The organism is Pseudomonas sp. JC1203, assembly GCF_056175065.1.
In genome coordinates this window covers 199,082-221,895 of the sequence record NZ_JBWCAM010000001.1, presented here as the reverse complement: position 1 = coordinate 221,895, position 22,814 = coordinate 199,082, and the positions used below count along the sequence as shown (strand labels likewise).

At 64.3% G+C, this 22,814-nt stretch carries 21 protein-coding genes and 1 tRNA gene; 16 read left to right on the top strand and 6 right to left on the bottom strand.

The window, feature by feature from the left end:
* Window positions 1-121: 121 nt before the first annotated feature.
* The 3 genes from AC0SZ7_RS01055 to dibA all read right to left on the bottom strand — a co-directional run bounded on the left by AC0SZ7_RS01055 (window position 122) and on the right by dibA (window position 3,444).
* Window positions 122-1,135, bottom strand: coding sequence for a sulfate ABC transporter substrate-binding protein (locus tag AC0SZ7_RS01055; protein WP_475502586.1), 1,014 nt, complete (start codon window positions 1,133-1,135; stop codon window positions 122-124).
* Window positions 1,136-1,194: 59 nt separating this feature from the next.
* Window positions 1,195-1,377 carry a sulfur starvation response protein OscA gene (gene oscA, locus AC0SZ7_RS01050; RefSeq protein WP_007941032.1) on the bottom strand — a complete coding sequence of 61 codons (183 nt, stop codon included), beginning with the start codon at window positions 1,375-1,377 and terminating at the stop codon, window positions 1,195-1,197.
* 174 nt (window positions 1,378-1,551) lie between these two features.
* The gene (gene dibA / locus AC0SZ7_RS01045; protein WP_475502585.1) at window positions 1,552-3,444 is read right to left on the bottom strand and encodes a phosphodiesterase DibA; all 1,893 of its coding nucleotides are present in this window, start codon (window positions 3,442-3,444) and stop codon (window positions 1,552-1,554) included.
* A 149-nt stretch (window positions 3,445-3,593) separates the two neighbouring features.
* Here dibA and desA point away from each other — a divergent pair, with 149 nt between their 5' ends.
* Together desA and AC0SZ7_RS01035 are read left to right on the top strand one after the other, a co-directional pair.
* Entirely contained in the window at window positions 3,594-4,778 is a 1,185-nt protein-coding gene (desA, locus tag AC0SZ7_RS01040; protein WP_475502584.1) for a delta-9 fatty acid desaturase DesA, read from the top strand.
* Window positions 4,779-4,927: 149 nt separating this feature from the next.
* A complete protein-coding gene (locus AC0SZ7_RS01035; RefSeq protein WP_475502968.1) occupies window positions 4,928-5,917 on the top strand; it encodes a GGDEF domain-containing protein in 990 nt (329 codons plus the stop codon).
* A gap of 93 nt (window positions 5,918-6,010) precedes the next feature.
* On the opposite strand, the gene AC0SZ7_RS01030 is transcribed toward AC0SZ7_RS01035, so the two are convergent.
* The 3 genes from AC0SZ7_RS01030 to gabD form a co-directional block, all read right to left on the bottom strand.
* On the bottom strand, window positions 6,011-7,219 hold the full coding sequence (locus AC0SZ7_RS01030; RefSeq protein ID WP_475502583.1) for an HDOD domain-containing protein: 1,209 nt from the start codon (window positions 7,217-7,219) through the stop codon (window positions 6,011-6,013).
* Between the two features lie 114 nt (window positions 7,220-7,333).
* Window positions 7,334-8,614, bottom strand: coding sequence for a 4-aminobutyrate--2-oxoglutarate transaminase (gene gabT, locus AC0SZ7_RS01025; protein WP_475502582.1), 1,281 nt, complete (start codon window positions 8,612-8,614; stop codon window positions 7,334-7,336).
* A gap of 185 nt (window positions 8,615-8,799) precedes the next feature.
* Window positions 8,800-10,242, bottom strand: coding sequence for an NADP-dependent succinate-semialdehyde dehydrogenase (gene gabD / locus AC0SZ7_RS01020; RefSeq protein WP_475502581.1), 1,443 nt, complete (start codon window positions 10,240-10,242; stop codon window positions 8,800-8,802).
* 350 nt (window positions 10,243-10,592) lie between these two features.
* Between gabD and AC0SZ7_RS01015 the strand changes: the two genes are divergently transcribed.
* The 14 genes from AC0SZ7_RS01015 (at window position 10,593) to AC0SZ7_RS00950 (ending at window position 22,806) form a co-directional block, all read left to right on the top strand.
* Window positions 10,593-10,669, top strand: a tRNA-Arg gene (locus AC0SZ7_RS01015).
* Between the two features lie 427 nt (window positions 10,670-11,096).
* A complete protein-coding gene (locus tag AC0SZ7_RS01010; RefSeq protein ID WP_475502967.1) occupies window positions 11,097-11,933 on the top strand; it encodes an ABC transporter ATP-binding protein in 837 nt (278 codons plus the stop codon).
* Window positions 11,934-11,971: 38 nt separating this feature from the next.
* Window positions 11,972-12,958, top strand: coding sequence for an ABC transporter substrate-binding protein (locus AC0SZ7_RS01005; RefSeq protein ID WP_475502580.1), 987 nt, complete (start codon window positions 11,972-11,974; stop codon window positions 12,956-12,958).
* A 27-nt stretch (window positions 12,959-12,985) separates the two neighbouring features.
* The gene (locus tag AC0SZ7_RS01000) at window positions 12,986-13,762 is read left to right on the top strand and encodes an ABC transporter permease (protein WP_475502579.1); all 777 of its coding nucleotides are present in this window, start codon (window positions 12,986-12,988) and stop codon (window positions 13,760-13,762) included.
* On the top strand, window positions 13,762-14,526 hold the full coding sequence (locus AC0SZ7_RS00995) for an SDR family oxidoreductase (protein WP_475502966.1): 765 nt from the start codon (window positions 13,762-13,764) through the stop codon (window positions 14,524-14,526). The genes AC0SZ7_RS01000 and AC0SZ7_RS00995 overlap by 1 nt, the downstream gene beginning before the upstream one ends.
* A gap of 13 nt (window positions 14,527-14,539) precedes the next feature.
* Window positions 14,540-15,079 carry a cupin domain-containing protein gene (locus AC0SZ7_RS00990; RefSeq protein WP_475502578.1) on the top strand — a complete coding sequence of 180 codons (540 nt, stop codon included), beginning with the start codon at window positions 14,540-14,542 and terminating at the stop codon, window positions 15,077-15,079.
* Between the two features lie 4 nt (window positions 15,080-15,083).
* Window positions 15,084-15,959 (top strand): alpha/beta fold hydrolase, encoded by an 876-nt coding sequence (locus AC0SZ7_RS00985; RefSeq protein WP_475502577.1) that lies wholly within the window; start codon window positions 15,084-15,086, stop codon window positions 15,957-15,959.
* A complete protein-coding gene (locus tag AC0SZ7_RS00980) occupies window positions 15,956-16,780 on the top strand; it encodes an IclR family transcriptional regulator (protein WP_475502576.1) in 825 nt (274 codons plus the stop codon). Before AC0SZ7_RS00985 ends, AC0SZ7_RS00980 begins: the two co-directional genes overlap by 4 nt.
* A 1-nt stretch (window position 16,781) precedes the next feature.
* Window positions 16,782-17,579 (top strand): SDR family oxidoreductase, encoded by a 798-nt coding sequence (locus AC0SZ7_RS00975; RefSeq protein WP_475502575.1) that lies wholly within the window; start codon window positions 16,782-16,784, stop codon window positions 17,577-17,579.
* Complete coding sequence (locus AC0SZ7_RS00970) at window positions 17,572-19,254, top strand: thiamine pyrophosphate-binding protein (protein ID WP_475502574.1); 1,683 nt, start codon at window positions 17,572-17,574, stop codon at window positions 19,252-19,254. Before AC0SZ7_RS00975 ends, AC0SZ7_RS00970 begins: the two co-directional genes overlap by 8 nt.
* Before the next feature lie 10 nt (window positions 19,255-19,264).
* Window positions 19,265-20,068 carry an aspartate dehydrogenase gene (locus tag AC0SZ7_RS00965; RefSeq protein WP_475502573.1) on the top strand — a complete coding sequence of 268 codons (804 nt, stop codon included), beginning with the start codon at window positions 19,265-19,267 and terminating at the stop codon, window positions 20,066-20,068.
* Between the two features lie 9 nt (window positions 20,069-20,077).
* Entirely contained in the window at window positions 20,078-21,559 is a 1,482-nt protein-coding gene (locus AC0SZ7_RS00960; protein ID WP_475502572.1) for an aldehyde dehydrogenase, read from the top strand.
* Window positions 21,560-21,570: 11 nt separating this feature from the next.
* The gene (locus tag AC0SZ7_RS00955; protein ID WP_475502571.1) at window positions 21,571-22,548 is read left to right on the top strand and encodes a VOC family protein; all 978 of its coding nucleotides are present in this window, start codon (window positions 21,571-21,573) and stop codon (window positions 22,546-22,548) included.
* Window positions 22,549-22,578: 30 nt separating this feature from the next.
* Window positions 22,579-22,806 (top strand): recombinase-like helix-turn-helix domain-containing protein, encoded by a 228-nt coding sequence (locus AC0SZ7_RS00950; protein WP_475502570.1) that lies wholly within the window; start codon window positions 22,579-22,581, stop codon window positions 22,804-22,806.
* The last annotated feature ends 8 nt before the right edge of the window (window positions 22,807-22,814 follow it).

The window sequence follows — 22,814 nt, the reverse complement described above, 5'->3', positions numbered from 1 at the left end:
GCGGACGCTGTTGGGGGAGCGGGCTTGCCAGCGAGCTTTTTGGCCTCAAAAGCTCGCTGGCAAGCCAGCTCCCACAATGGTCCATCACAACGGGGAAAGGCCCCGCCTGGGGGCCTTTAAATTACTGCGCCTGGTAGATCTGGTCGAACACGCCGCCGTCGTTGAAGAACTTGGGCTGCGCGGTTTTCCAGCCGCCGAAGTCCTTGTCGATGGTGGCCAGGCTCTTCACTTCCTGGAACTGTTTGGCGTACTGGGCCGCTACGTCCTTGTCACGTGGGCGGTAGAAGTTCTTCGCCGCGATCTCCTGGCCTTCCTTGCTGTACAGGTGCTTCAGGTAAGCGGTGGCGATTTCCTCGTTACCCTTCTTCTCGGCGTTCTTCTCCACCACCGCCACTGGCGGCTCGGCGAGGATCGACACGGACGGCACGACGATGTCGAACTTGTCCTTGCCGCCGTCTTCCTTCAGCGCCAGGTAGGCTTCGTTTTCCCACGCCAGCAGCACGTCGCCCTGGCCGTTGTTGACGAAGGTGATGGTCGAGCCGCGGGCGCCGGTGTCCAGCACAGGCACGTGCTTGAACAGGGTCTGCACGTAGGCCTTGGCCTTGCCTTCGTCACCACCATTGGCCTTCAGGCCGTAGGCCCAGGCGGCCAGGAAGTTCCAGCGGGCACCGCCGGAGGTTTTCGGGTTCGGGGTGATCACCGAAACGCCATCCTTGACCAGGTCGTTCCAGTCATGGATGCCCTTGGGGTTGCCCTTGCGCACCAGGAACACGATGGTCGAGGTGTAGGGGGTGCTGGCGTCCGGCAGTTTGGTCTGCCAGTTTTCCGGAAGGGTCTTGCCCAGCTTGGCGATTTCGTCGATGTCGCCCGCCAGCGCCAGGGTCACCACGTCGGCGCGCAGGCCGTCGATCACGGCGCGGCCTTGCTTGCCGGAACCGCCATGGGACTGTTTGATGTCGACCTTGTCGTCGGGGTGGGCTTTCTTCCAGAAGTTCACGAACTCGGCGTTGTAATCCTGGTACAGCTCGCGCGTCGGGTCGTAGGAAACGTTGAGCAGCTCATAGTCCTTGGCGACCGCAGAGCCTGCGAACAGCGCACTGGCGAGCGCCGCCAGAGCGTAATGACGGATAGACATGGTGAAGCTCCTGGATGACTCTTGATTATTATGTTGGCGTTTTTTTATAGCAGAATCATTTAGCTGGGCTTGTTGCCCGGGTTCTGCAGGCGGAATTTTTCCTTCCGCTCGATTTGCACCACTTGGGCGTTGTGCACGGTGATTTCCACCGCGCCGAAACGCAGGTCACGCAGCGCGCTCTGGATTTCGCGCAGAATGGTTGCTTCGTCCTGACCGTCGACGCTACGCAGAGATGCGCTCATGATCATGCTCCTTGGGTGAGAGTTGCCTTGAGCGCCATAGTAGTTAGGCAGGGTTATACTTAAAAATACTATTTAAGAATGCCCATATAACCAAATTTCAAACCCCGGGACGCGGCCTGCGGCCGCTGCTACGGGGGGCCACACTCAGGTATGTAGCAGCGGCCAAAGGCCGCGTCAGGCCCAACGCAAATCCGCCGCCGGCACCGGCCGCCCAAACCAATACCCCTGCCCCAGCTCACACTGCTGCTCCAGCAGGAACTGCGCCTGTTCCGGCTGTTCGATGCCCTCGGCGTGCACCTGCATGCCCATGCTGCGGGCCAGGGCGATGATCACCCGCACTATGGCGCCGTCGTCCTCATCCTGCGGCAAGCCGGCCACGAACCCCTGGTCGATCTTGAGCTTCTGCACCGGCAGGCGCTTGAGGCGCAGCAGCGACGAGTAGCCAGTGCCGAAGTCGTCGATGGACAGCCGCAGGCCCAGCTCGCGCAGGCGGTGCATCTGCTCCAGCGCCGACTCGGGGTCTTCCATCACCGCGCTTTCGGTGACTTCCAGCTCCAGCCGCGCCGGGTCCAGGCCGGTTTCCTCAAGGATGCGCGCCACCTGCTGGTACAGGTCCTGGCGGCCAAACAGGCGGCTGGAGACGTTCACGGCGATGAAGTCCAGGCAATGCCCCTCGGCCTGCCACTGGCACATCTGGCGGCAGGCATTGGTCATCACCCAGGCATCGATTTCCGCGATCAGGCCGCTGCGCTCGGCGATGGGAATGAACTCACCCGGCGGAATCAAGCCGCGTTCGGGGTGCAGCCAGCGCACCAGCGCCTCCACGCCCACCAATTGGCGGGTGGCCAGGTCGTGCACCGGCTGGTAGTGCACGCGCAGTTCTTCCTGGGCCAGCGCGCGGCGCAGTTCGGCGGTCATCTCCACGCGCTGCTGGGCGTGGGCGGTCAGCTCCTCGGTGTACAGCGCGTAACCGCCGCGGCCGTTGCCCTTGGCCTTGAACAGCGCCGAGTCGGCGTTGCGCAGCAGCTGCTCGGGCCCCAGCGCGTCGCTGGGGAACAGGCTGATGCCAATGCTGGCGCTGATGAACAGGGTGTGGCCGTCCAGCAGGAACGGCTGCTTGAGGCCGTCGATGATCGACTGCGCCAGCATGGCCGCCTGCGCCGCCTGGGGCGAGTCTTCCAGCAGCACGGCGAATTCGTCGCCGCCCATGCGCGCCAGGGTCATGCCGCTGCCCAGCAGGCCTTGCAGGCGCTCGACCACGGCTTTGATCAAGTGGTCGCCGGTGGCGTGGCCGAGGCTGTCGTTGATGCTCTGGAAGTGGTCCAGGTCCAGCAGCAGCAAGGCGCAGCCACGCTTGTTGGCCTGGGCGGCGGCCAGGGTCTGCTCGGCGCGGTCGTGGAACAGCAGGCGGTTGGGGAGTTCGGTAAGGGGGTCGTGCTGGATAAGGTGCGCGCGCTCGCGTTCGGAGTGCTTGAGCGCGCTGATGTCGGAGAACACCGCCACGTAGTGGCTGACGTGCCCGGCGTCGTTGGCGATGGCGCGGATGGTCTGCCATTGCGGGTAGATTTCGCCGCTCTTGCGCCGGTTCCAGATTTCGCCGCTCCAGCTGCCCGTCTGCTCCAGGCTGTGGAAGATCTGCCGGTAGAAATCGATGCCATGGCGCCCGGACTTGAACTTGCTGGGGTTATGGCCCAGCACCTCGTCCTCGCGGTAGCCGGTGATGTCCATGAACGCGCGGTTGACGTGCACGATGCTGCCCAGCCGGCTGGTCACCAGCACCCCCTCCAGGGTGCTGTCGAACACCGCGGCGGCCATGCGCAAACGCTCGCGCTGGATACGCCCGGCATCGCCCAGGCCGAAGCAGCGCAGCAACCGGGCACGGGCCAGGAAGATCATGGCGGCGGTGGCCAGCACCCAGACGTAGCCGTTGATCAGCTGCCAGCGCAGCAGACGGGCCGAATCATCGAAAAGGCTGCTCAATATTTGATCAGTCAGCACCAGCCAGACGACCGAGGCCACGAGGTAGAGCAAGGCGGCCCGCAGGGCGCCGCGTGAAGTACCAGGCATAAAAGTGGCGAAGCCCATACGAAAAGATCGGGATTATAAAGCAGAAACATTCAGCCACTCTTATCTAAAACCCGGGCTGGTTTTATCTGCTTACATGCCGATAATGCGACGTGCTTCTAATTTTTTCTTTGACGAGGGCCCTGCAGCCTATGTGGTACAACGGTTTTCTTGACCTGTCAGCCTGGCAACTGGTGGCGGTCACCCTGTTGATGACCCATGTGACGATTGTCAGTGTCACCATCTACCTCCACCGCTACTCCTCCCATCGCTCGCTGGAACTGAACGCCGGCCTCAAGCACTTTTTCCGTTTCTGGCTGTGGCTGACCACGGCGCAGAATACCCGCGAGTGGACCGCCATCCACCGCAAGCATCACGCCAAATGCGAAACCGTCGACGACCCTCATAGCCCGGTCATCAAGGGCCTGGGCACGGTGTTGGGCCGCGGCGCCGAGCTGTACCGCGCCGAAGCGCAGAACGCCGAGACCCTGCGCATCTACGGCAAGAACTGCCCCGAGGACTGGATCGAGCGCAACCTGTATTCGCGCCACCGCCTGCTGGGCGTGTTCCTGATGCTGGGCATCGACCTCGCCTGCTTCGGCGCCATCGGCCTGACCGTGTGGGCCATCCAGATGATGTGGATTCCCTTCTGGGCCGCCGGCGTGGTCAATGGCCTGGGGCATGCGGTGGGCTACCGCAATTTCGAATGCCGTGACGCCGCCACCAACCTGGTGCCGTGGGGCATCATCATTGGCGGCGAAGAACTGCACAACAACCATCACACCTACCCCAACTCGGCGAAGCTGTCGGTGCGCAAGTGGGAGTTCGACATGGGCTGGATGTGGATTCGCATCCTCTCGTTCATGCGCCTGGCCAAGGTGCAGCGCGTGGCGCCCATCGCCCACCGCGTGGAAGGCAAGGGCCACCTGGACATGGACACCGCCATGGCCATCCTCAACAACCGTTTCCAGATCATGGCCCAGTACCGCAAGCTGGTGATCGCGCCGCTGGTGACCCAGGAGCTGTCGCGTGTCGACGCCTCGGTGCGCCACCAGTTCCGCCGCGCCAAGCGCCTGTTGTCGCGTGAGACCAGCCTGCTGGATGAGCGCCACCATGCGCATATCCAGGACATGCTGGAACACAGCCAGGCCCTGAAGGTAATTTACGAGAAGCGCCTGGCACTGCAGCAGATCTGGGCACGCACCAGCTCCAACGGCCACGACATGCTGGCCGCCATGAAGGACTGGGTGCATGAAGCCGAGGCCAGCGGCATCCAGTCGCTGCGCGATTTCGCCACTCAGCTCAAGACCTACTCGCTGCGCCCCGCCGTCGCCTGACGCCGTCCATCGGCACGCTCCGGCAAGGGGCGTGCCGTTCGGAACTTCATTACAAAATATTAATCCTACGAATGATCGCCTACGCGGCGGGACCTGGCGCGTGCGCACGTCAGGGCTCGGCCTACCGTGACATTCGAGATTTCGTGATGATGGCCAACAAACAACCACAGTCGCCGACGTTCCCCCAGATGCCAGCCGCGGCCGAGACGCTGCTGGCGCTGATGCACGCCCAAGGCGAGGTGGCGCGGCTGAGCGAGCGCGAGCAGTTGTTCAGTTCGCTGCTGGTCAGCGTCAACGCGGTGTTGTGGGCCTTCGACTGGGAAGCCCAGCGCATGATCTACGTCAGCCCTGCCTACGAGCGCATCTTCGGGCGCTCGGCCGGCCTGCTGCTGGCGGACTACAACGAATGGCGCGACAGCATCTACCCCGATGACCTCGACTACGCCGAGCGCAGCCTAGCCGAAGTGCTGGAAAAGGGCGCGGTGGAAGACCGCGAGTACCGCATCATCGCCGCTGACGGACAGATTCGCTGGCTCAGCGACAAATGCTTTATCAGCCAGCAAAGCGACCCGGAGCAACGGGTGATCGTGGTCGGCATCGCCGAGGACATCACCGAAAAGAAGCACCTGGAAGGCGAACTGCAACGCCTGGCCACCACCGACGTGCTCACCCAGAGCAGCAACCGCCGGCATTTCTTCGAATGCGCCCACCGCGAATTCGAGACCGCGCGCCTGCAGGAGTCGAACATCTCGTTCCTGCTGCTGGACATCGATGACTTCAAGGTAATCAACGACACCTACGGCCACCAGGAAGGCGACGTGGTGCTGCAGCGCATTGCCGAGACCGGCCGCGCGGTGCTGCGCCGGGGCGACCTCTTCGGGCGTATCGGCGGCGAAGAGTTCGCCGCGGTGTTCCCCGGCTGCTCGCCGGAAGTCGCCAAGCAGATCGCCGAGCGCCTGCAGCGGGAAATCCAGCGCCTGAGTTTCAAGCATGACGGCGAGGTGTACGGTGTTACCGTGAGCCAGGGCCTGACCGGGCTCAAGCAGGATGACGAATTGCTGGACAACCTGTTCGCCCGGGCGGACGCGGCCATGTACCAGGCCAAGCGCCAGGGCAAGAATCAGATCGTGGTGGGTTGATACATTACCCTGTGGGAGCTGGCTTGCCAGCGAGCTTTTTGGGGTCTCGACAGCTCGCTGGCAAGCCAGCTCCCACAAAGATATTTTGAGGGGTCAATTGCGGCGCAGGCGCGTCAGTTCCGGCAGGCTCATCTTCAGCAACCGCGCGGTCTTGCCATTGGCGATAGGCTCCAGGCTTTCCTCCGGCCCCAGGCGCGCCAGTTGCCCCGCCAGGTTCATGGCCAGGGTGTCGCGCCCATACACGCCACCGCCCAGGTGGTAGATAGCCGCGATCAACTCCCGTAGTTCAATCGGCAAGCGCCAACGGGTACGCAGCGCCGAACCATAGGCTGCGCCAAACTCCTTCAAGGCCTTGTCCACCTGCCCTTCCTCCAGCACGCCACCGGCCAGCCGCCACTCCTGCAGCACCCGCAGCAGCGCCAGGTCGCCCAGGCAATGCAGCAGGCCGGCGCAATAGCAGCGCTCCTGGTCGACGTCCAGGTTGCGCGCCAGCGTGCGGGCGTACTCTGCCGCGTGCAGCGAGTGCCCCCAGAAGCGTTCGGCATGCTGCGACAGTTCAGGGTCGGACAAGCGCGCGCTGCGCTTCAACGCCAGGCCCAGGATCAGGTTCATGCTTTGCGTGGCGCCCAGCTTCTGCAAGGCCTGCAGCAGCGTCTGCACGGGCGCGTCGCTGTGGTGCGCGGCACTGTTGGCAGCCGCTATCAGCACGGCGGTGATCTGCGGGTCGGTGCGCACCTCCTCTTCCAGCTGGCGCAGGTTGAGGCCGTGGGGGTTGAGCGCGCGCTTGATGGCCACCTGCACGTCAGCCATCAGCGGGCCGCCATCGGAATGCTGGCGACGCTCTTCCAGGTACGGCTCCAGGCGCATGCCCGGGGCCAGTGGCGCAATCTCGCACACCACCTCCTGCCCCACCGCCAACAGCAGGCCGTGCAGGCGCTCCTTGAGGGAGTCAAGGTTCAAGGGTTTGGTCAGGTAGGCAGTCGGGGTCAACGGCACCGCTTCGCGCACGCTGGCGACGTCGCTGCGGTCGCTGATGAGAATGAACGGCAGGGTCTTGCGCAAGCTTTTCTGCCGCACGTTGCGCAACAGGTCCAGGCCGTCGACGCCGGGCAGCTCGCGCGCGGCAATCACCAGGTCAGGCTTGCGCTGCAGCAGCTGCAGGGCATCGTTGCCGTCGGTACATACATCCAACTGTGCGTCACAGCGCACACTCAACAACATTTGCGTCAGCAGGTCCCGGGTCCAGGGGTCTGCTTCGGCGATCAATACCCGCGGTACTGCCGGGCTATCCTGCGCACTCATGGCGGTTACTCCGAAGGCCTTGCCTACAGGTTATCCAGACATTACGCGGGATGCCTTCGTTCAAAGCAAAAAAAACCCGCCGGAGCGGGTTTTTTTGTTCATCACGTCACACTTTTACGCCAATTCGGCGAAGCACTCTTCGATGATGGCCAGGCCCTTGTCCAGCTGCGCGTCAGGCGCGGTCAGCGGAACCAGGATGCGCAGGACGTTGCCGTAGGTGCCGCACGACAGCAGGATCAGGCCCTTGTCGCGTGCCTTGGCAACCACCGAGGCCACGGCTGCGGCGTTCGGCTTGTGGTTGTCAGCGCCTTCGAACACTTCAACGGCAATCATGGCGCCCAAGGCACGCACGTCACCGATGATCGGGTGCTTGGCCTGGATGGCACGCAGGCCGGCAACCAGGTGCTCGCCCACGGCCTTGCTGCGGTCCAGCAGGTTTTCTTCCTCGAACACTTCCATCACGGCCAGGGCCGCGGCGCAAGCGATCGGGCTACCGGCGTAGGTGCCGCCCAGGCCGCCTGGAGCGATGGCGTCCATGTACTCGGCCTTGCCGCACACACCGGCCAGCGGGAAGCCGCCAGCGATGGACTTGGCGAAGGTGGTCAGGTCAGGCGCCACGCCCATCTGTTCCATGGCGAAGAAGGTACCGGTACGGCCAGCGCCGGTCTGTACTTCGTCGGCGATCAGCAGGATGCCGTGCTGGTCGCACAGGGCGCGCAGGCGCTTCATGAACTCTTTCGGCGCGACGTAGAAGCCGCCTTCGCCTTGTACCGGCTCCAGGATGATGGCGGCGATGTCACGCGGCTCGGCATCGTTCTTGAACACACGCTCGATGCTGGCGATCGAATCGTCGATGCTCACACCGTGCAGTTCGTTCGGGTACAGGGCGCGGAACACGCCGCCTGGCATCAGGCCCATGCCGGCCGAGTAAGGCACGACCTTGCCGGTCAGGCCCAGGGTCATCATGGTGCGGCCGTGGTAGGCGCCGGTGAAGGCGATCACGCCAGCGCGGCCAGTGGCGGCACGGGCGATCTTCACGGCGTTCTCTACAGCCTCGGAACCTGTGGTCACCAGCAGGGTTTTCTTGGCGAAGTCGCCAGGCACCAGGGCGTTGATTTTCTCGCACACTTCCACGTACGGCTCGTAGGCCAGGACCTGGAAGCAGGTGTGGGTGAGCTTGTGCAGTTGAGCTTCAACGGCGGCGATGATTTTCGGGTGCACGTGACCGGTGTTCAGCACGGCGATACCGCCGGCGAAGTCGATGAACTCGCGACCTTCAACGTCGGTGACGGTAGCGTTCTTCGCCGAGTCGGCAAAGATCGGGTGGATCTGACCAACGCCACGTGGAACGGCTGCCTGGCGGCGTTGCATCAACGATTCGTTTGTCTTGCTCATGTTTTCCTCATTCACCGCTCATCGGGCGGCGTTGTTCAAGGATCAAGCAGCGGGGGTCAACGGCGACAGCATACGATGATCGACTGTCACGGCCTCCCGGCCACGAAAAGGGGTTGCTGGGTGTTGCTACATAAAGCCGCCGGAACGTCGCTCTCGCGCCCCGGCGGCTGCAATACCGCTGCGGATCAGACCGAAATGCAGAGGTATTTGATTTCCAGGTAGTCTTCGATGCCGTACTTGGAGCCTTCACGGCCGAGGCCCGAAGCCTTGATGCCGCCGAACGGCGCCACTTCGTTGGAGATCAGGCCGGTGTTGATACCCACCATGCCGTATTCCAGCGCTTCGGCAACGCGGAACACACGGCTCATGTCACGGGCGTAGAAGTACGACGCCAGGCCGAACTCGGTGTCGTTGGACATGGCGATCACTTCGGCTTCATCTTTGAAGCGGAACAGCGGCGCCAGCGGGCCGAAGGTTTCTTCCTTGGCCACGGCAGCGTTCTTCGGCACGTTGACCAGCACGGTCGGCTCGAAGAAGTTGCCTTCCATCGCGTTGCCGCCGGTCAGCACGGTGGCGCCCTTGCTCAGGGCGTCGGCGATGTGTTCCTTGACCTTGGCCACCGCCTTGTCGTCGATCAGCGGGCCAGTGGTGGTGCCCTCTTCCAGACCGTTGCCGATCTTCAGCTTGTTGACGGCCACTTTCAGCTTCTCGGCGAAGGCGTCGTAGACACCGTCCTGCACGTAGATGCGGTTGGCGCAGACGCAGGTCTGGCCGTTGTTGCGGTACTTGGAGATGATCGCGCCTTCTACGGCCTTATCCAGGTCGGCGTCGTCGAACACGATGAACGGCGCGTTACCGCCCAACTCCAGGGAAACCTTCTTGATGTCCTTGGCGCATTCGGACATCAGCTGGCGACCGATTTCGGTCGAGCCGGTGAACGACAGTTTGCGCACGATTGGGTTGCCGGTCAGCTCGCTGCCGATGTCGCCGGCGCTGCCGGTCACCACGCTGAACACGCCTTGCGGAATGCCGGCGCGCTCGGCCAGTTCGGCCAGGGCCAGGGCCGAGAACGGCGTCTGCGAAGCAGGCTTGAGCACCATGGTGCAGCCAGCGGCCAGGGCCGGGCCGGCTTTACGGGTGATCATGGCGGCCGGGAAGTTCCACGGGGTAATGGCTGCGGTAACGCCGATTGGCTGCTTGATGACGATCAGGCGCTTGTCTGGCTGGTGGCCAGGAATGGTGTCGCCGTAGACGCGCTTGGCTTCTTCCGCGAACCACTCGATGAACGAGGCAGCGTAGGCGATTTCGCCCTTGGCTTCGGCCAGCGGCTTGCCTTGTTCCAGGGTCATCAGGCGAGCCAGGTCGTCCTGGTTCTCGATCATCAGTTCGAACCAGCGGCGCAGCTTGTTCGAGCGTTCCTTGGCGGTCAGTGCACGCCAGGCTGGCAGCGCCTTGTCGGCGGCTTCGATGGCGCGGCGGGTTTCAGCGGCGCCCATCTTCGGCACGGTACCCAGGATCTCTCCCGTGGCCGGGTTGTTGACCTTGATGGTCTGGCCGTTGTCCGCGTCTGCCCAAACACCGTCGAGGTAGGCTTTCTGGCGGAACAACTGAGCGTCTTTGAGCTGCATGTCGGCTTCCTTAACAGCACCGTGCGCACACGGGGCGAATTGTTGATTGTTGGATAGGGCGTTCCTGGTGGAACTGCCGTCAGGAAATCATAAGCCGGGCAAAACGCCAAATGCGCACAGGATGTTACCCGTGCGAGCGCAGCGCCGGACAGGGGAGCGTTTGAAATCTCAAACGAATCCTAGGATCAATGGGGGTAAAGGACAATAGGCTGTTCGGAAAAAAGAACAAAATTTCCCCCAACGGCACTCATTTCCGACTGGCGCGGCTGTGGGGGCCGCAACTGTGCGAAATCACCTACACATCAACGTAATAGACGCCCACCGCGGAGATGGGTATTATGGCGCGCGCTGCACTTGTAGCTCAGCTGGATAGAGTACTGCCCTCCGAAGGCAGGGGTCGTGGGTTCGAATCCCGCCAAGTGCGCCATATATATGAAAAGCCCCAAGGTTCACGCCTTGGGGCTTTTTTCATTTCCAGCCCCCTGTTCCACGTGGAACCCGCCCCCCGTAGCAGCGGCCGCAGGCCGCGTCCCCCCCCTATTACACCTGCTACACGCTGGCATTTCACCAGCGAAACAAGCCATCAAAACGCCGGTATCGCCGACGTTACTGCAAAAAGCACCCTTTTCTCGCAGTTACACACTTCGCGCACAGCGAGTGTGCAGATCCGTGCCACCTGGAAAACCACGTTTCATATGTGAAACGCTCAAGAAATGACCTCCTCTATCTAACCCTCTAATAAACAACGCCTTTTCCAAAAAACCAGCAGCGAAACGCTGCTGGCATTGTTCATGCACTAAACGTCGTATCACCTATAAAACAGACCAGAGACCTCCCCAATGGCTGTGAAAGAGATGTACGCCGTTACCCCGCAATGGAATCAGCACGCTCCCAAGGAAGACCTGGAGCCGACCGAGATCGAGTTCCGCCAGGTCGGCAAATGCTTCCCGGCCAAGGGGAAGTCGGAAGCGCCATTCGCCATCCGCCACGTGAATTTCAAGATTCGCCGCGGCGAAGTGGTGTCGATCATCGGGCCATCCGGCTGCGGCAAGAGCACCATCCTCAACATGGGCTCGGGCCTGTACCGCCCCAGCGAAGGCGAAGTCTTCGTGGGTGGCGAGGCTGTTACCGGGCCAGTGCGCAAGGTGGCGTTCATGCTGCAGAAGGACTTGCTGATGCCCTGGCGCAGCATCCGCCGCAACGTGGAGCTGGGCCTGGAGATCCAGGGCATGCCCGCAGCCCAGCGCAAGGTCATCGCCGAAGATCTGCTCAACCGCTGCCACCTGCAAGGCTTCGCCGACCACTACCCCTTCCAGCTGTCGGGCGGCATGCGCCAGCGCGCCGCGTTAGCCCGCACCCTGGCTATCGACCCGCAGGTGCTGTTCCTCGATGAGCCGTTCTCGGCCCTGGATGCGCAGACCAAGATGATCCTGCAGCAGGACCTGGCGCAGATGCTCCACCAGGAAAAGAAGACCGCACTGTTCATCACCCACGACCTGGTGGAGGCCATCGCCATGTCCGACCGCCTACTGGTGATGAGCGCCCGCCCCGGCACCATCGTCGAGGAAATCGTGGTCGACCTGCCCTTCCGCGAGAACCCGCTGGAGCGTCGCAAGCTGCCGGAGATCGGCCCCCTGGCCGGGCGCCTGATGGAGCTGCTGAAAGTCGGCGAAGACACCGAACTGCATTGATCAACGCCTCACGGCCATCAACCGATTCAGGAGCACGCATGTTCAAGTCCCTGTTCACCACCACCCTACTTGCCGCCGGCCTGGGCCTTGCGGGCCTGGCCCAGGCGCAGACCGACGTCACCTACCTGCTGCCGGCACCGCCCACCCTGCCAGCCTTCGCCCCCTGGGTGATTGCCAAGGAAAAGGGCTACTACAGCAGCAAGGATCTGAATGTCACCTTCATCGCCGCCAAGGGCGGTGTCGACGTGGCCAAACAGATAGGCGCCGGCAACGCGCTGGTGGGCGGCGCCATCGGCGACACCCCCATCGTGGTGCGCGCCAACGGCATTCCGGTACGCGCGGTGGCGGTGCTGGGCGCAGGCGGCGTGACCATGATTGCCACCAATGCCGACGCCAACGTCAATTCGATCACCGACCTCAAGGGCAAGACCCTGACGGTGATGTCCTACTCCGACACCACCTACTACGCCCTGCTCGCCTCGCTGCGCAAGGCCGGCCTGGGCAAGGACGATGTCGACGTGCAGGCGGCCGGCCCAGCAGGCGTGTGGCAGCTGTTCTCGGCGAAGAAGGCCGACGCCATGGCCGGCGTTGCCGACTGGGTGGTGGACGCCGAGGACGCCGGGGTGAAGGTGAAGATGATCCCCCAGGACCAGGTGTTCGAAAGCATGGCCCAGGCCATCCTCGCCTCTGACGACGCCATCAAGAACCACCCCGACGTAGTGCGCGGCGTGGTGCAGGCCACCCTCGAAGGCATGCGCGACATTATCCAGGACCCACATGCCGCCGCCGTCACCTTCGCCAAGGCGGTGCCCGCCTACGCGGGCAAGGAAGCGCTGCTGGAGCGCACCTTCAAGCTGTACATCGACAACGTCTACGCCCACCAGGCCGTGCTCGGCCAGGTTGACCCGGCCCGCCTGGACAAGGTGCGCCAGTTCTACGTGAGCGAGGGCATCGTCGCCAAGGAACCCAAGCTCGACGACCTCTACACCAACCAGTTCATCGATACCACGACGGCCGCCAAGTAGCCGCGGGATAAACAAAGGTAGCCTTTGATGAGAAGTCTGAATTCCTCCGTGCTGGGCAGCTTCGCCCTGCTGATCGTGTTCCTGCTGGCCTGGCAGTTCGGCCCAGGGCTGCTGGGCATGCCCGAGTTCGTGCTGCCCAAGCTCAGCCGCGTGGCCCAGGAAAGCCTGGCCATGTGGGGCGGCAGCAGCTTGCTCAAGCACACCCTGATCACCGCCTTCGAAATCATCGTCGGCTTCGGCCTGGGCGCCCTGCTGGGCGTGATGATCGGCGTGTCCCTGGGCCTGTCGCCTGCGGCCGAGGCCATGCTGTCGCCGTACATCCTGGCGCTGCAGATCGCGCCGAAGGTGGCCTTCGCGCCGCTGTTCGTGATGTGGCTGGGCTACACCATCTACCCCAAGATCCTGATCGCCATCCTGATTGTGTTCTTCCCGGTGATGATCAACGTGCTGTCGGCGATCCGCACCGTGGACCCGGACATGATCAACCTGGTGCGCACCATGAACGCCAGCCGCTGGCAGATCTTCCGCCTGGTGGAGTTTCCCTCGGCCATGGCCGCGCTGTTCTCCGGCCTGCGCATTGCCTCCACCCTGGCCGTCATCGGCGTCACCGTCGGCGAGCTGGTGGGCGGCAACCAGGGCCTGGGCTTCCTGCTGGTGGACGCTGAGGGCCAGGGCAACACCAGTGGCGTATTCGTCGCCATCGTCATGCTGACGCTGATCGGCGTGCTGGCCTACGGCGCGGTGGTTTGGGCCGAGAAGCGCGTGCTGCATTACCTGCCCAAAGCCATGTTGAGTACTAAATGATGACGCCCTCCATTCGACTGCTTGAAGGCCGCCGCGTGCTGGTCACCGGTGGCGCCCGCGGCCTGGGCTTTGCCTTCGCCGAAGCCATTGCCCGCGCCGGAGCGCGGGTGGTGATCGCCGACATTCTTGCCGACCGCGTACAGCAGGCTGCTGCCGAGCTGCTGGCCATGGACCTGGATGTCACCGGCCTGGTCCTGGACCTGGCAGACCCGGCGTCCATCGACACCTGCGTGGCCGCCGCCACCCACCAATTGGGCGGCCTGGACGGCCTGGTGAACAACGCCTCGGTGACCAACTCCGGCGGCAAGACCTGCGAAGAGCTGGATATCGACACCTGGGACACGGTGATGAAGGTCAACGTGCGCGGCACCTGGCTGATGACCCGGGCCTGCCTGCCGGCCCTGCGCCAGAGCGGCCACGGCGCGGTGATCAACCTGGCCTCCGACACCCCGCTGTGGGGCGCCACCAACCTGCTGGCCTACGTCGCCAGCAAGGGCGCCGTCATCGCCATGACCCGCAGCCTGGCCCGCGAGCTGGGCAAGGACAACATCACCGTCAACGCCATCGCCCCCGGCCTGGTGCTGGTGGAAGCCACCGCCTACGTGCCCGAAGCACGCCACCGCCTGTACACCGAGCAGCGCGCCCTGCAACGCGCGCAGTTGCCCGAGGACGTCAGCGGCGCGGTGATATTCGCCCTTTCCGACCTTGCCCGCTTCATTACTGGACAAACCCTGCCGGTCAACGGCGGGTTCGTCATGCCCTGAGAAGGAGACAGCCGTGACTGATCTAGCCGCACAACAACAAGCCCCGAAAAGCTGGGAGCGCCCTGAAGGCACCAGCCTGGAAGCCTGGATGCAGACCCGCATCGCCCGCTACGAGACGCGCAAGTACGACTGGAACGCACTGAAATTCCAGGCCGACTACGACCCCAAATATCGCCGCGCGCAGATGCGCTACATCGGCACCGGCGGCACCGGGGTGAGCACCGACATGAACACCATTCCCTCGGAGCACTTCACCTTCTCCACCATGGTGATTCCTGCCGGCCACGAAGGCCCGTCGCACCTGCACACCGATGTTGAAGAGGTGTTCTTCGTGCTGCGCGGCAAGCTCAAGGTGGTGATCGAGAAAGACGGCGAACGTTACGAAACCATCCTCACCGACCGCGACGTGATTTCTGTGCCGCCTGGCGTGTACCGCGAGGAAATCAACATCGGCGACGAAGACGCGCTGATGTGCGTGATGCTCGGCGCCAAGAAGCCGATCACCCCGACCTACCCGCCAGAGCACCCTCTGGCCTCGATCAAGCGCGGTTGAAGCCATGCTGCACGCCACTGAAAACCTCGACCCCAGCGCTGAACTGCAAGGCCTACTGGCCAGCCGTTTTACCCAGCAACTGCTGAACGTGCCCGGCGGCCAACAGGCCGTGCGCACCACCGGCAGCGGCCCAGCCGTGGTGCTGCTGCACGGTATCGGTTCGGGTGCTGGCTCCTGGCTGGAAGTGGCGCTGCAACTGGGCCAGGGCGCCCGGGTTATTGCCTGGGATGCTCCCGGCTACGGCGAGTCCACGCCGCTGGCGCCGGCCGCGCCCCGCGCCGAGGCCTATGCCGAACGACTGCTGCACACGCTGGATGCACTGAACATCGAACGCTGTGTGCTGGTGGGCCATTCGCTGGGGGCCATCACCGCCGCCGCGTTTGCCCGCCTGCACCCGGCGCGCGTTAGCCGCCTGGTTCTGCTCAGCCCGGCGCGTGGCTACGGCGACCCTGCCCGCGAAATCCAGCGCCAGCAGATCCGTGCCAAACGCATCAGCACCCTGGAAACCCTGGGCATCGCGCAGATGGCTGCCCAACGCAGCAGCGCCATGCTCTCGCCACGCCCCACGGCCAAAGCCCTGGCCTGGGTGCGCTGGAACATGTCACGCCTGAATCAACACGGTTATCGCCAGGCCATCGAGCTGCTGTGCGGCGACGACCTGCTGCGCCACGCCCCGCTGCCAGTGCCCTGCGAAGTGCACTGCGGCGAGGCCGACGCGATCACTGCCCCCGAAAGCTGCCTGACCCTGGCCAAGGCCCTGGGCGCAAGCTTTAACCTGATCGCCGACGCCGGCCACGCCAGCCCCATAGAACAACCCGCCGTGGTGGCAGGCCGACTGGCCTTCGCCCTCAAGGAATCCCTGACAGGTAGTGCCCAATGAACGACTCAGATCTGAACAAGGACGCCCAGGACAAGTACATAGTCCCGGGCCTGGAGCGCGGCCTGTTGCTGCTGTGCGAATTCAGCCGGCAAAACCGCACCCTCACGGCGCCGGAATTGGCACGTCGCCTGGAGCTGCCGCGCTCGACGATTTTCCGCCTGCTCACCACCCTGGAAACCATGGGCTTCGTGACCCGCAGCGGCAATGAATACCGCCTGGGCATGTCAGTGCTGCGCCTGGGCTTCGAATACCTGGCGTCGCTGGAGCTGACCGAGCTGGGCCAACCACTGCTGGCGCGCCTGTGCGACAAGCTCAATTACCCCAGCAACCTGGTGGTGCGCGATGGCCGCTCCATCGTCTACGTGGCCAAGGTCTCGCCGCCGTCGGTGTTCTCCAGCGCGGTCAATGTTGGCACCCGCCTGCCCGCCCACGCCACCGTACTGGGGCGCATCCTGCTGGAAGACCTGAGCCTGGCCGAGCTGCGCGAACTGTACCCCGAAGAGCATCTGGAACAGCACTCGCTGTGCACGCCCAAGACCGTGCTGGACCTGTTCAACCTGGTGCAGGCCGACCGCCAGCGCGGCTACGTCAGCGGCGAAGGTTTCTTCGAATCGGCAATTTCCACCGTGGCAGCGCCCGTGCGGGACCACAGCGGCCGAGTTGTAGCGGCGCTGGGCGTGACCATTCCGACCACGCAGATCGGCCACGTCAACTTCGAGGAAACCCTGGCCCAGGTGCGGCGCAACGCCGACGAACTGTCGCGCCTGCTCAACTACACCCCCGGCCACGGCAGCCGCGTCACTGCGCTGATGAGGGATTGAGATGAGCCTTTATCAAATTCAAGGCAGCACGGCGATCGTCACCGGCGGCTCCTCGGGCATCGGCCTTGCGTGCGTCGAACTGCTGCTGGAAGCCGGGGCCAAGGTGGCCTTCTGCGGCCGCAACGAAGACCGCCTGCGCAGCGCCGAAGCCGGCCTGCGCGCACGCTTTCCGCAAGCGCAATTGCTGGCACAGGTGTGCGACGTGCTCGACGCCACCAGCGTGCAAGCTTTTGCCGCTACCAGTGAGGCTGCTTTCGGCCCCGCGCAGATGCTGATCAACAACGCCGGCCAGGGCCGAGTCTCGACCTTCGCCGACACCACCGACGCGGCCTGGACCGAAGAGCTGAACCTCAAGTTCTTCTCGGTGATCAACCCGGTGCGCGCCTTCATGCCCCAGCTTGAGCGCTGCCAGGGTGCGGCCATCGTCTGCGTGAATTCGCTGCTGGCCAGCCAGCCGGAGCCGCACATGGTCGCCACCTCCGCCGCCCGCGCCGGGCTGAAAAACCTGGTGCGTTCCATGGCCACCGAGTTTGCCGAGAAAAGCATTCGGGTCAACGGCATCCTCATCGGCCTTGTGGAATCGGGCCAATGGCGCCGACGTTTCGAGGCGCGCGAAGAGCGCCACCTGGACTGGCCGCAGTGGACCGCGCAACTGGCGCAACGCAAACACATTCCCCTGGGCCGCTTGGGCCTGCCCGTAGAGGCAGCCCGCGCGATCCTGTTCCTGGCTTCGCCCTTGTCGGCTTACATCACAGGCAGCCATATCGACGTTTCTGGAGGCCTGTCCCGCCATGCGTAACGACAACCAAGTCACCGTAGGTGCTGCCATCACCGCGTTCCTCGAACAGTGCGACGTGAAAGCTGCGTTCGGGGTTATCTCGATCCACAACATGCCGATCCTCGATGCCTTCGCGGTGCGCGGCAATATCCGCTTCGTCATGGCCCGCGGCGAAGCCGGCGCCACCAACATGGCCGACGCCTACGCACGCACCACTGGTGGCCTGGGCGTGTGCCTGACCTCCACCGGCACTGCCGCCGGCAACGCTGCCGGCGCCATGGTGGAAGCACAGACCGCCGGCACGCCGCTGCTGCACATCACCGGGCAAATCGAGACCCAGTACCTGGACCAGGAATTCGCCTACATCCATGAGGCCCGCGACCAGCTGACCATGCTCAAGGCCGTGTCGAAAGCTGCCTTCCGCGTGCGCAGCGTCGAGACCGCGCTCAGCACCATGAAGCTGGCCGTGCAGACCGCCCTTACCGCGCCCACCGGCCCGGTAAGTGTCGAGATTCCGATCGACATTCAGTCCACCTTCATCACCATGCCCGCCGACCTGGCGCCACTGCCTATCCCGGTGGCAATCCCCGCCCCCGAAGCGCTGGACGCCCTGGCCGAACGCATCGCCGGCGCCAAACGCCCGATGTTGTGGCTGGGTGGCGGCGCGCGCCATGCGGGCAAACAGGTGAAGCGCCTGCTGGACATGGGCGTGGGTGTGATCACCTCCACCCAAGGCCGCGGCGTGGTGAATGAAGACGATGAGCGCTGCCTGGGCGCCTTTTCGCAGAACCGCGCCGTGGAACAATTCATGCAATCGTGCGACGTGCTGCTGGTGGCCGGTTCACGCCTGCGTTCCAACGAGACGTTCAAGTACGCATTGAAACTGCCGCAGACCACCCTGCGTATCGACGCCAACCCGGCCATCGAAGGCCGCAGCTACTGCAGCGACCTGTTCGTGTGCGGCGATACCGCCCTGGCATTGGACGGGTTGGCCGACCGACTGAGCGGTCGCCTGAATATAGACCCAATGTTCCACGTGGAACTATTTGCGGTTCGGGCCAAGGCCCGCGCCCAACTGAACAGCGACCTGGGCCCCTACACCGCCCTTGTGGAACAGCTGCAAGCCGTGACCGGCCGCAACTTCTCCTGGGTGCGCGACGTGACCCTGTCCAACAGCATCTGGGGCAACCGCCTGATCAACCTGTTCCACCCGCGCGCAGGCGTTCACGCCCTGGGCGGCGGCATTGGCCAGGCGTTGGCCATGGGTATTGGTGCAGCGGTGGCGGCTGCCGAAACCGCGCCAGCGCGCAAAGTGTTCGCCTTGGCCGGTGATGGCGGCTTCATTCTCAACCTGGGTGAGCTGGCGACCCTGGTGCAGGAAAAAGCCAACGTGGTGATCCTGCTGATGAACGACCAGCGCTACGGCGTGATTCGCAATATTCAGGACGCCATCTACGGCGCCCGCCACGCCTACGTGGAACTGCACACCCCGGACTACGCGCAGCTGGCCGAATCCATGGGCTTGCGCCACGCGCTGGTCAGCGACCTGAACAACTTCGGCGGCGTGATCGAAGGCGCGCTGGCCGAGCCGGGGCCGTTCCTGCTGGAAGTGGACATGCTTGCCGTCGGTGGTTTCGCCACCCAGTTCGCCGGCCCGCCCAACAGTGAAACCAAGGCTCAGAAGGCCACTGCCTGAGGACCGCGCCATGCTGCATATCACCATGATCGGCTGCGGCGCCATCGGCGTCGGCGTGCTGGAACTGCTGGAGAAGGACCCGACCCTGTGCGTTGACCACGTCATCGCCTCGGCCGGCTCCGAAGACCTGGTGCGCCAGCGCCTGGCCAGTTTCAGCCAGCCGCCGCAGGTACTCACCGCCCTGCCCGCCGATGCTCGCCCGGATTTGCTGGTGGAGTGCGCCGGCCACCGGGCCATCGAGGAGCACGTGTTGCCAGCACTGGAACGCGGCATCGCCTGCCTGATTGTGTCGGTGGGCGCGCTGTCGGAAGTGGGCCTGGTGGAACGCCTGGAAGCCGCTGCCGAGCGTGGGCAGACGCGCATCGAACTGCTGCCCGGCGCCATCGGCGGCATCGATGCGCTGTCGGCCGCAAAGGTCGGCGGCCTGGATGCGGTGAATTACACCGGGCGCAAACCGGCGCGCGCCTGGAAGAACACGCCCGGCGAACTGGCGTGCGACCTGGACGCGATCACCGAAGCCACGGTGATTTTCCAGGGCAGCGCCCGCGAAGCCGCACAGCTTTACCCGAAGAACGCCAACGTCGCCGCCACCTTGTCGCTGGCGGGCATCGGCCTGGACCGTACCCACGTGACGCTGATCGCCGACCCGCACAGCGACGAGAACGTGCACCAGTTCGAAGCCCGTGGCGCTTTCGGTGGTTTCGAGTTGAGCCTGCGCGGCAAGCCGCTGCAGGCCAACCCGAAGACCTCGGCCCTTACCGTGTACAGCGTGGTCCGCGCCCTCGGCAACCACGCCCACGCGATTTCCATCTAGGGGATGAACATGACCTTGGAACAGACCTTACCCATCTGCATCGCCGGCCAATGGCGCCTGGGCCGTGGTGAACGCTACGCCACCCGCTACCCTGCCACCGGCGAGCCGGTGGCCTGGCTCAACGCAGCCAACCTGGACGATGTTGAAGAAGCGGTGCGCGGCGCCCATGAAGCGTTCCTGCACAGCGGTTGGGCGCAGCGCAAACCCCATGAGCGCGCCAGTGTGCTGTACCGCATCGCCGCGCTGATTCGCGAGCGCAGCGAAGAACTGGCGCAGTTGCAACGCCAGGACAACGGCAAACCCATTAACGAAACCCGCGCGCTGGTGGCCAGCGCCGCCGGCACGTTCCAGTTTTTCGCCGCTGCCTGCGAAACCCTGGAAGAAACCATCACGCCGTCGCGCGGCGACTTCGTCACCATGAGCGTCTATGAACCCATGGGCGTAGTGGCGGCCATTACGCCATGGAATTCGCCCATCGCCAGCGAGGCGCAGAAAGTCGCGCCAGCGTTGGCAGCGGGTAACGCAGTAGTAATCAAGCCGGCAGAAATTACCCCGCTGCTCGCCCTGCAATTGGCGCAGATCTGCGAAGACGCCGGCCTGCCCAAAGGGCTGGTCAGCGTGCTGCCCGGCAAGGGTTCGCTGCTGGGCGACGCCCTCACCCAGCACCCGCTGATCAAGCGCGTGTCGTTCACCGGTGGCACCAGGACCGGCAAGCACATCGCCCACATCGCCGCCGACAAGATGATGCCGGTGTCGCTGGAACTGGGCGGCAAGTCGCCGACCATCGTGCTGGACGACGCCGACCTGGACCACGCCGTGGCCGGGGTGCTGTACGGCATTTTCAGTTCGTCGGGCGAAGCCTGCATCGCCGGTTCGCGGCTGTTCGTGGCGCGCTCGCTGTATGAGCCGTTCATGGAACGCCTGGTGGCCGGCGCGGCGAAACTGCGCTTGGGCGACCCGGCGGACGAACACACGCAGATGGGCCCGCTGATCAGCGCCAGCCATCGCGAGTCGGTGGAACGCTATGTGGCCCTGGGCCTCGCCGAAGGCGGGACGCTGCGCCTGGGCGGCCAGCGCCCCACTGGCGGCATCTACGACAACGGCTACTTCTTCCCGCCCACCATTCTCGAAGGCCTGACCAACAGCCAGCAGACCTGCCAGGAGGAAATCTTCGGGCCGGTGCTGGTGGCCATGCCCTTCGACGACGAAGCCGAACTGGTCGAGCAGGCCAACGACAGCCTGTACGCCCTGGCGGCCGGCATCTGGAGCCGTGACTACAAGCGCGCCTGGGCCCTGGGCCGCAAGATCCAGGCCGGCACGGTGTGGATCAACACCTACAAGCAGTTCTCCATTTCCACGCCGTTCGGCGGCTGGCGCGACAGCGGCCTGGGCCGTGAAAAAGGCCGCCTGGGGATTGTGCAGTACATGGAACAGAAGAGCCTCTACTGGGGCATGAATGAACAACCATTGGCCTGGGCCAACGGCCACTGAGGAATAGCGAGATGAGCGTTTTAGGTATTGATGAAGTCACCTACGGCGTCGAAGACCTGGCCACCTGCGCGCGCTTTTTCAGCGACTGGGGCCTGAACAAGGTCAGCGAGCAGGCCGACGAGGTGATCTTCGAAACCCTCAACGGCTGCCGCGTGGTGCTGGCCGCCATCGACAAGCCCGGCCTGCCGCCCGCCATCGAAGCCGGCAGCACCGTACGCGAAGTAGTGTGGGGCGTGGAAAACGAAGCCGACCTGGCCATGTACAGCGAGCGCATCGCCAATGACCCGGGCTTCGTGGAAGGCAACGGCCGCATCGGCTGCACCGACCCCAACGGCCTGGCGATCCGCCTGCAGGTCACCCGCAAGCGTGATCTAGCCATCGAGTGCAGCGGCCATAACACCTGGCAAACCAAGGGCCGCATCAACAAACCGGCGCCCATTTACGAACGCGCCACGCCGATCGAAGTCGGCCACGTGGTGTTCTTCGTCACTGACGTCAACGCCTGCGAAGCCTTCTACCACGAGCGGTTCGGCTTCCAGGCCTCGGACCGCTACCCCAACCGCGGCGCCTTCCTGCGCACGGCGGAAGAAGGCGGCCACCACGACCTGTTCATGCTGCAACTGCCCGCCCCGCGCGCCGGTTTGAACCACGTGGCCTTCACCGTGCGCGACGTGCACGAAGTGTTTGGCGGCGGCATGCACATCTCGCGCAGCGGCTGGGCCACCGAGATTGGCCCGGGCCGCCACCCGGTGTCGTCGGCGTTCTTCTGGTACTTCAAGAACCCGGCCGGCGCGCTGATCGAGTACTACGCCGACGAAGACCAGCTGACCGGCGAATGGCAGCCACGCGAGTTCGAACCCGGCCCCACGGTGTTCGCCGAGTGGGCCATTGCCGGCGGTATCGACGGCAACACCCGTCGCCAGCAACACGTGGAAGCGCCACAGGGCAAATTCCTCACCGACAAGCCCAAGGAAAGCGGCCAGCGCTGAGCCCCTATTCCCTATTCAAAGGCCAATGACATGAACAACACCGAACCGTACCTGCAGCCCCATCAGGCGCGCCAACGCCCGAACACGCCCTTCGAAGACCTGCTGGGCGACTCCATCGAACGCGCCTACGGCAGCGGTATTGCCGACCTGCCGGCGTTGCTGGCGCACTTGAACCACGCCGGCCCACCCTGCCCGCTGACCACCGGCGAGTGGACCGAAGATGCCTACAAGACCCTGATGGCCCGGCTGGGCGCGTAAGACGCCCG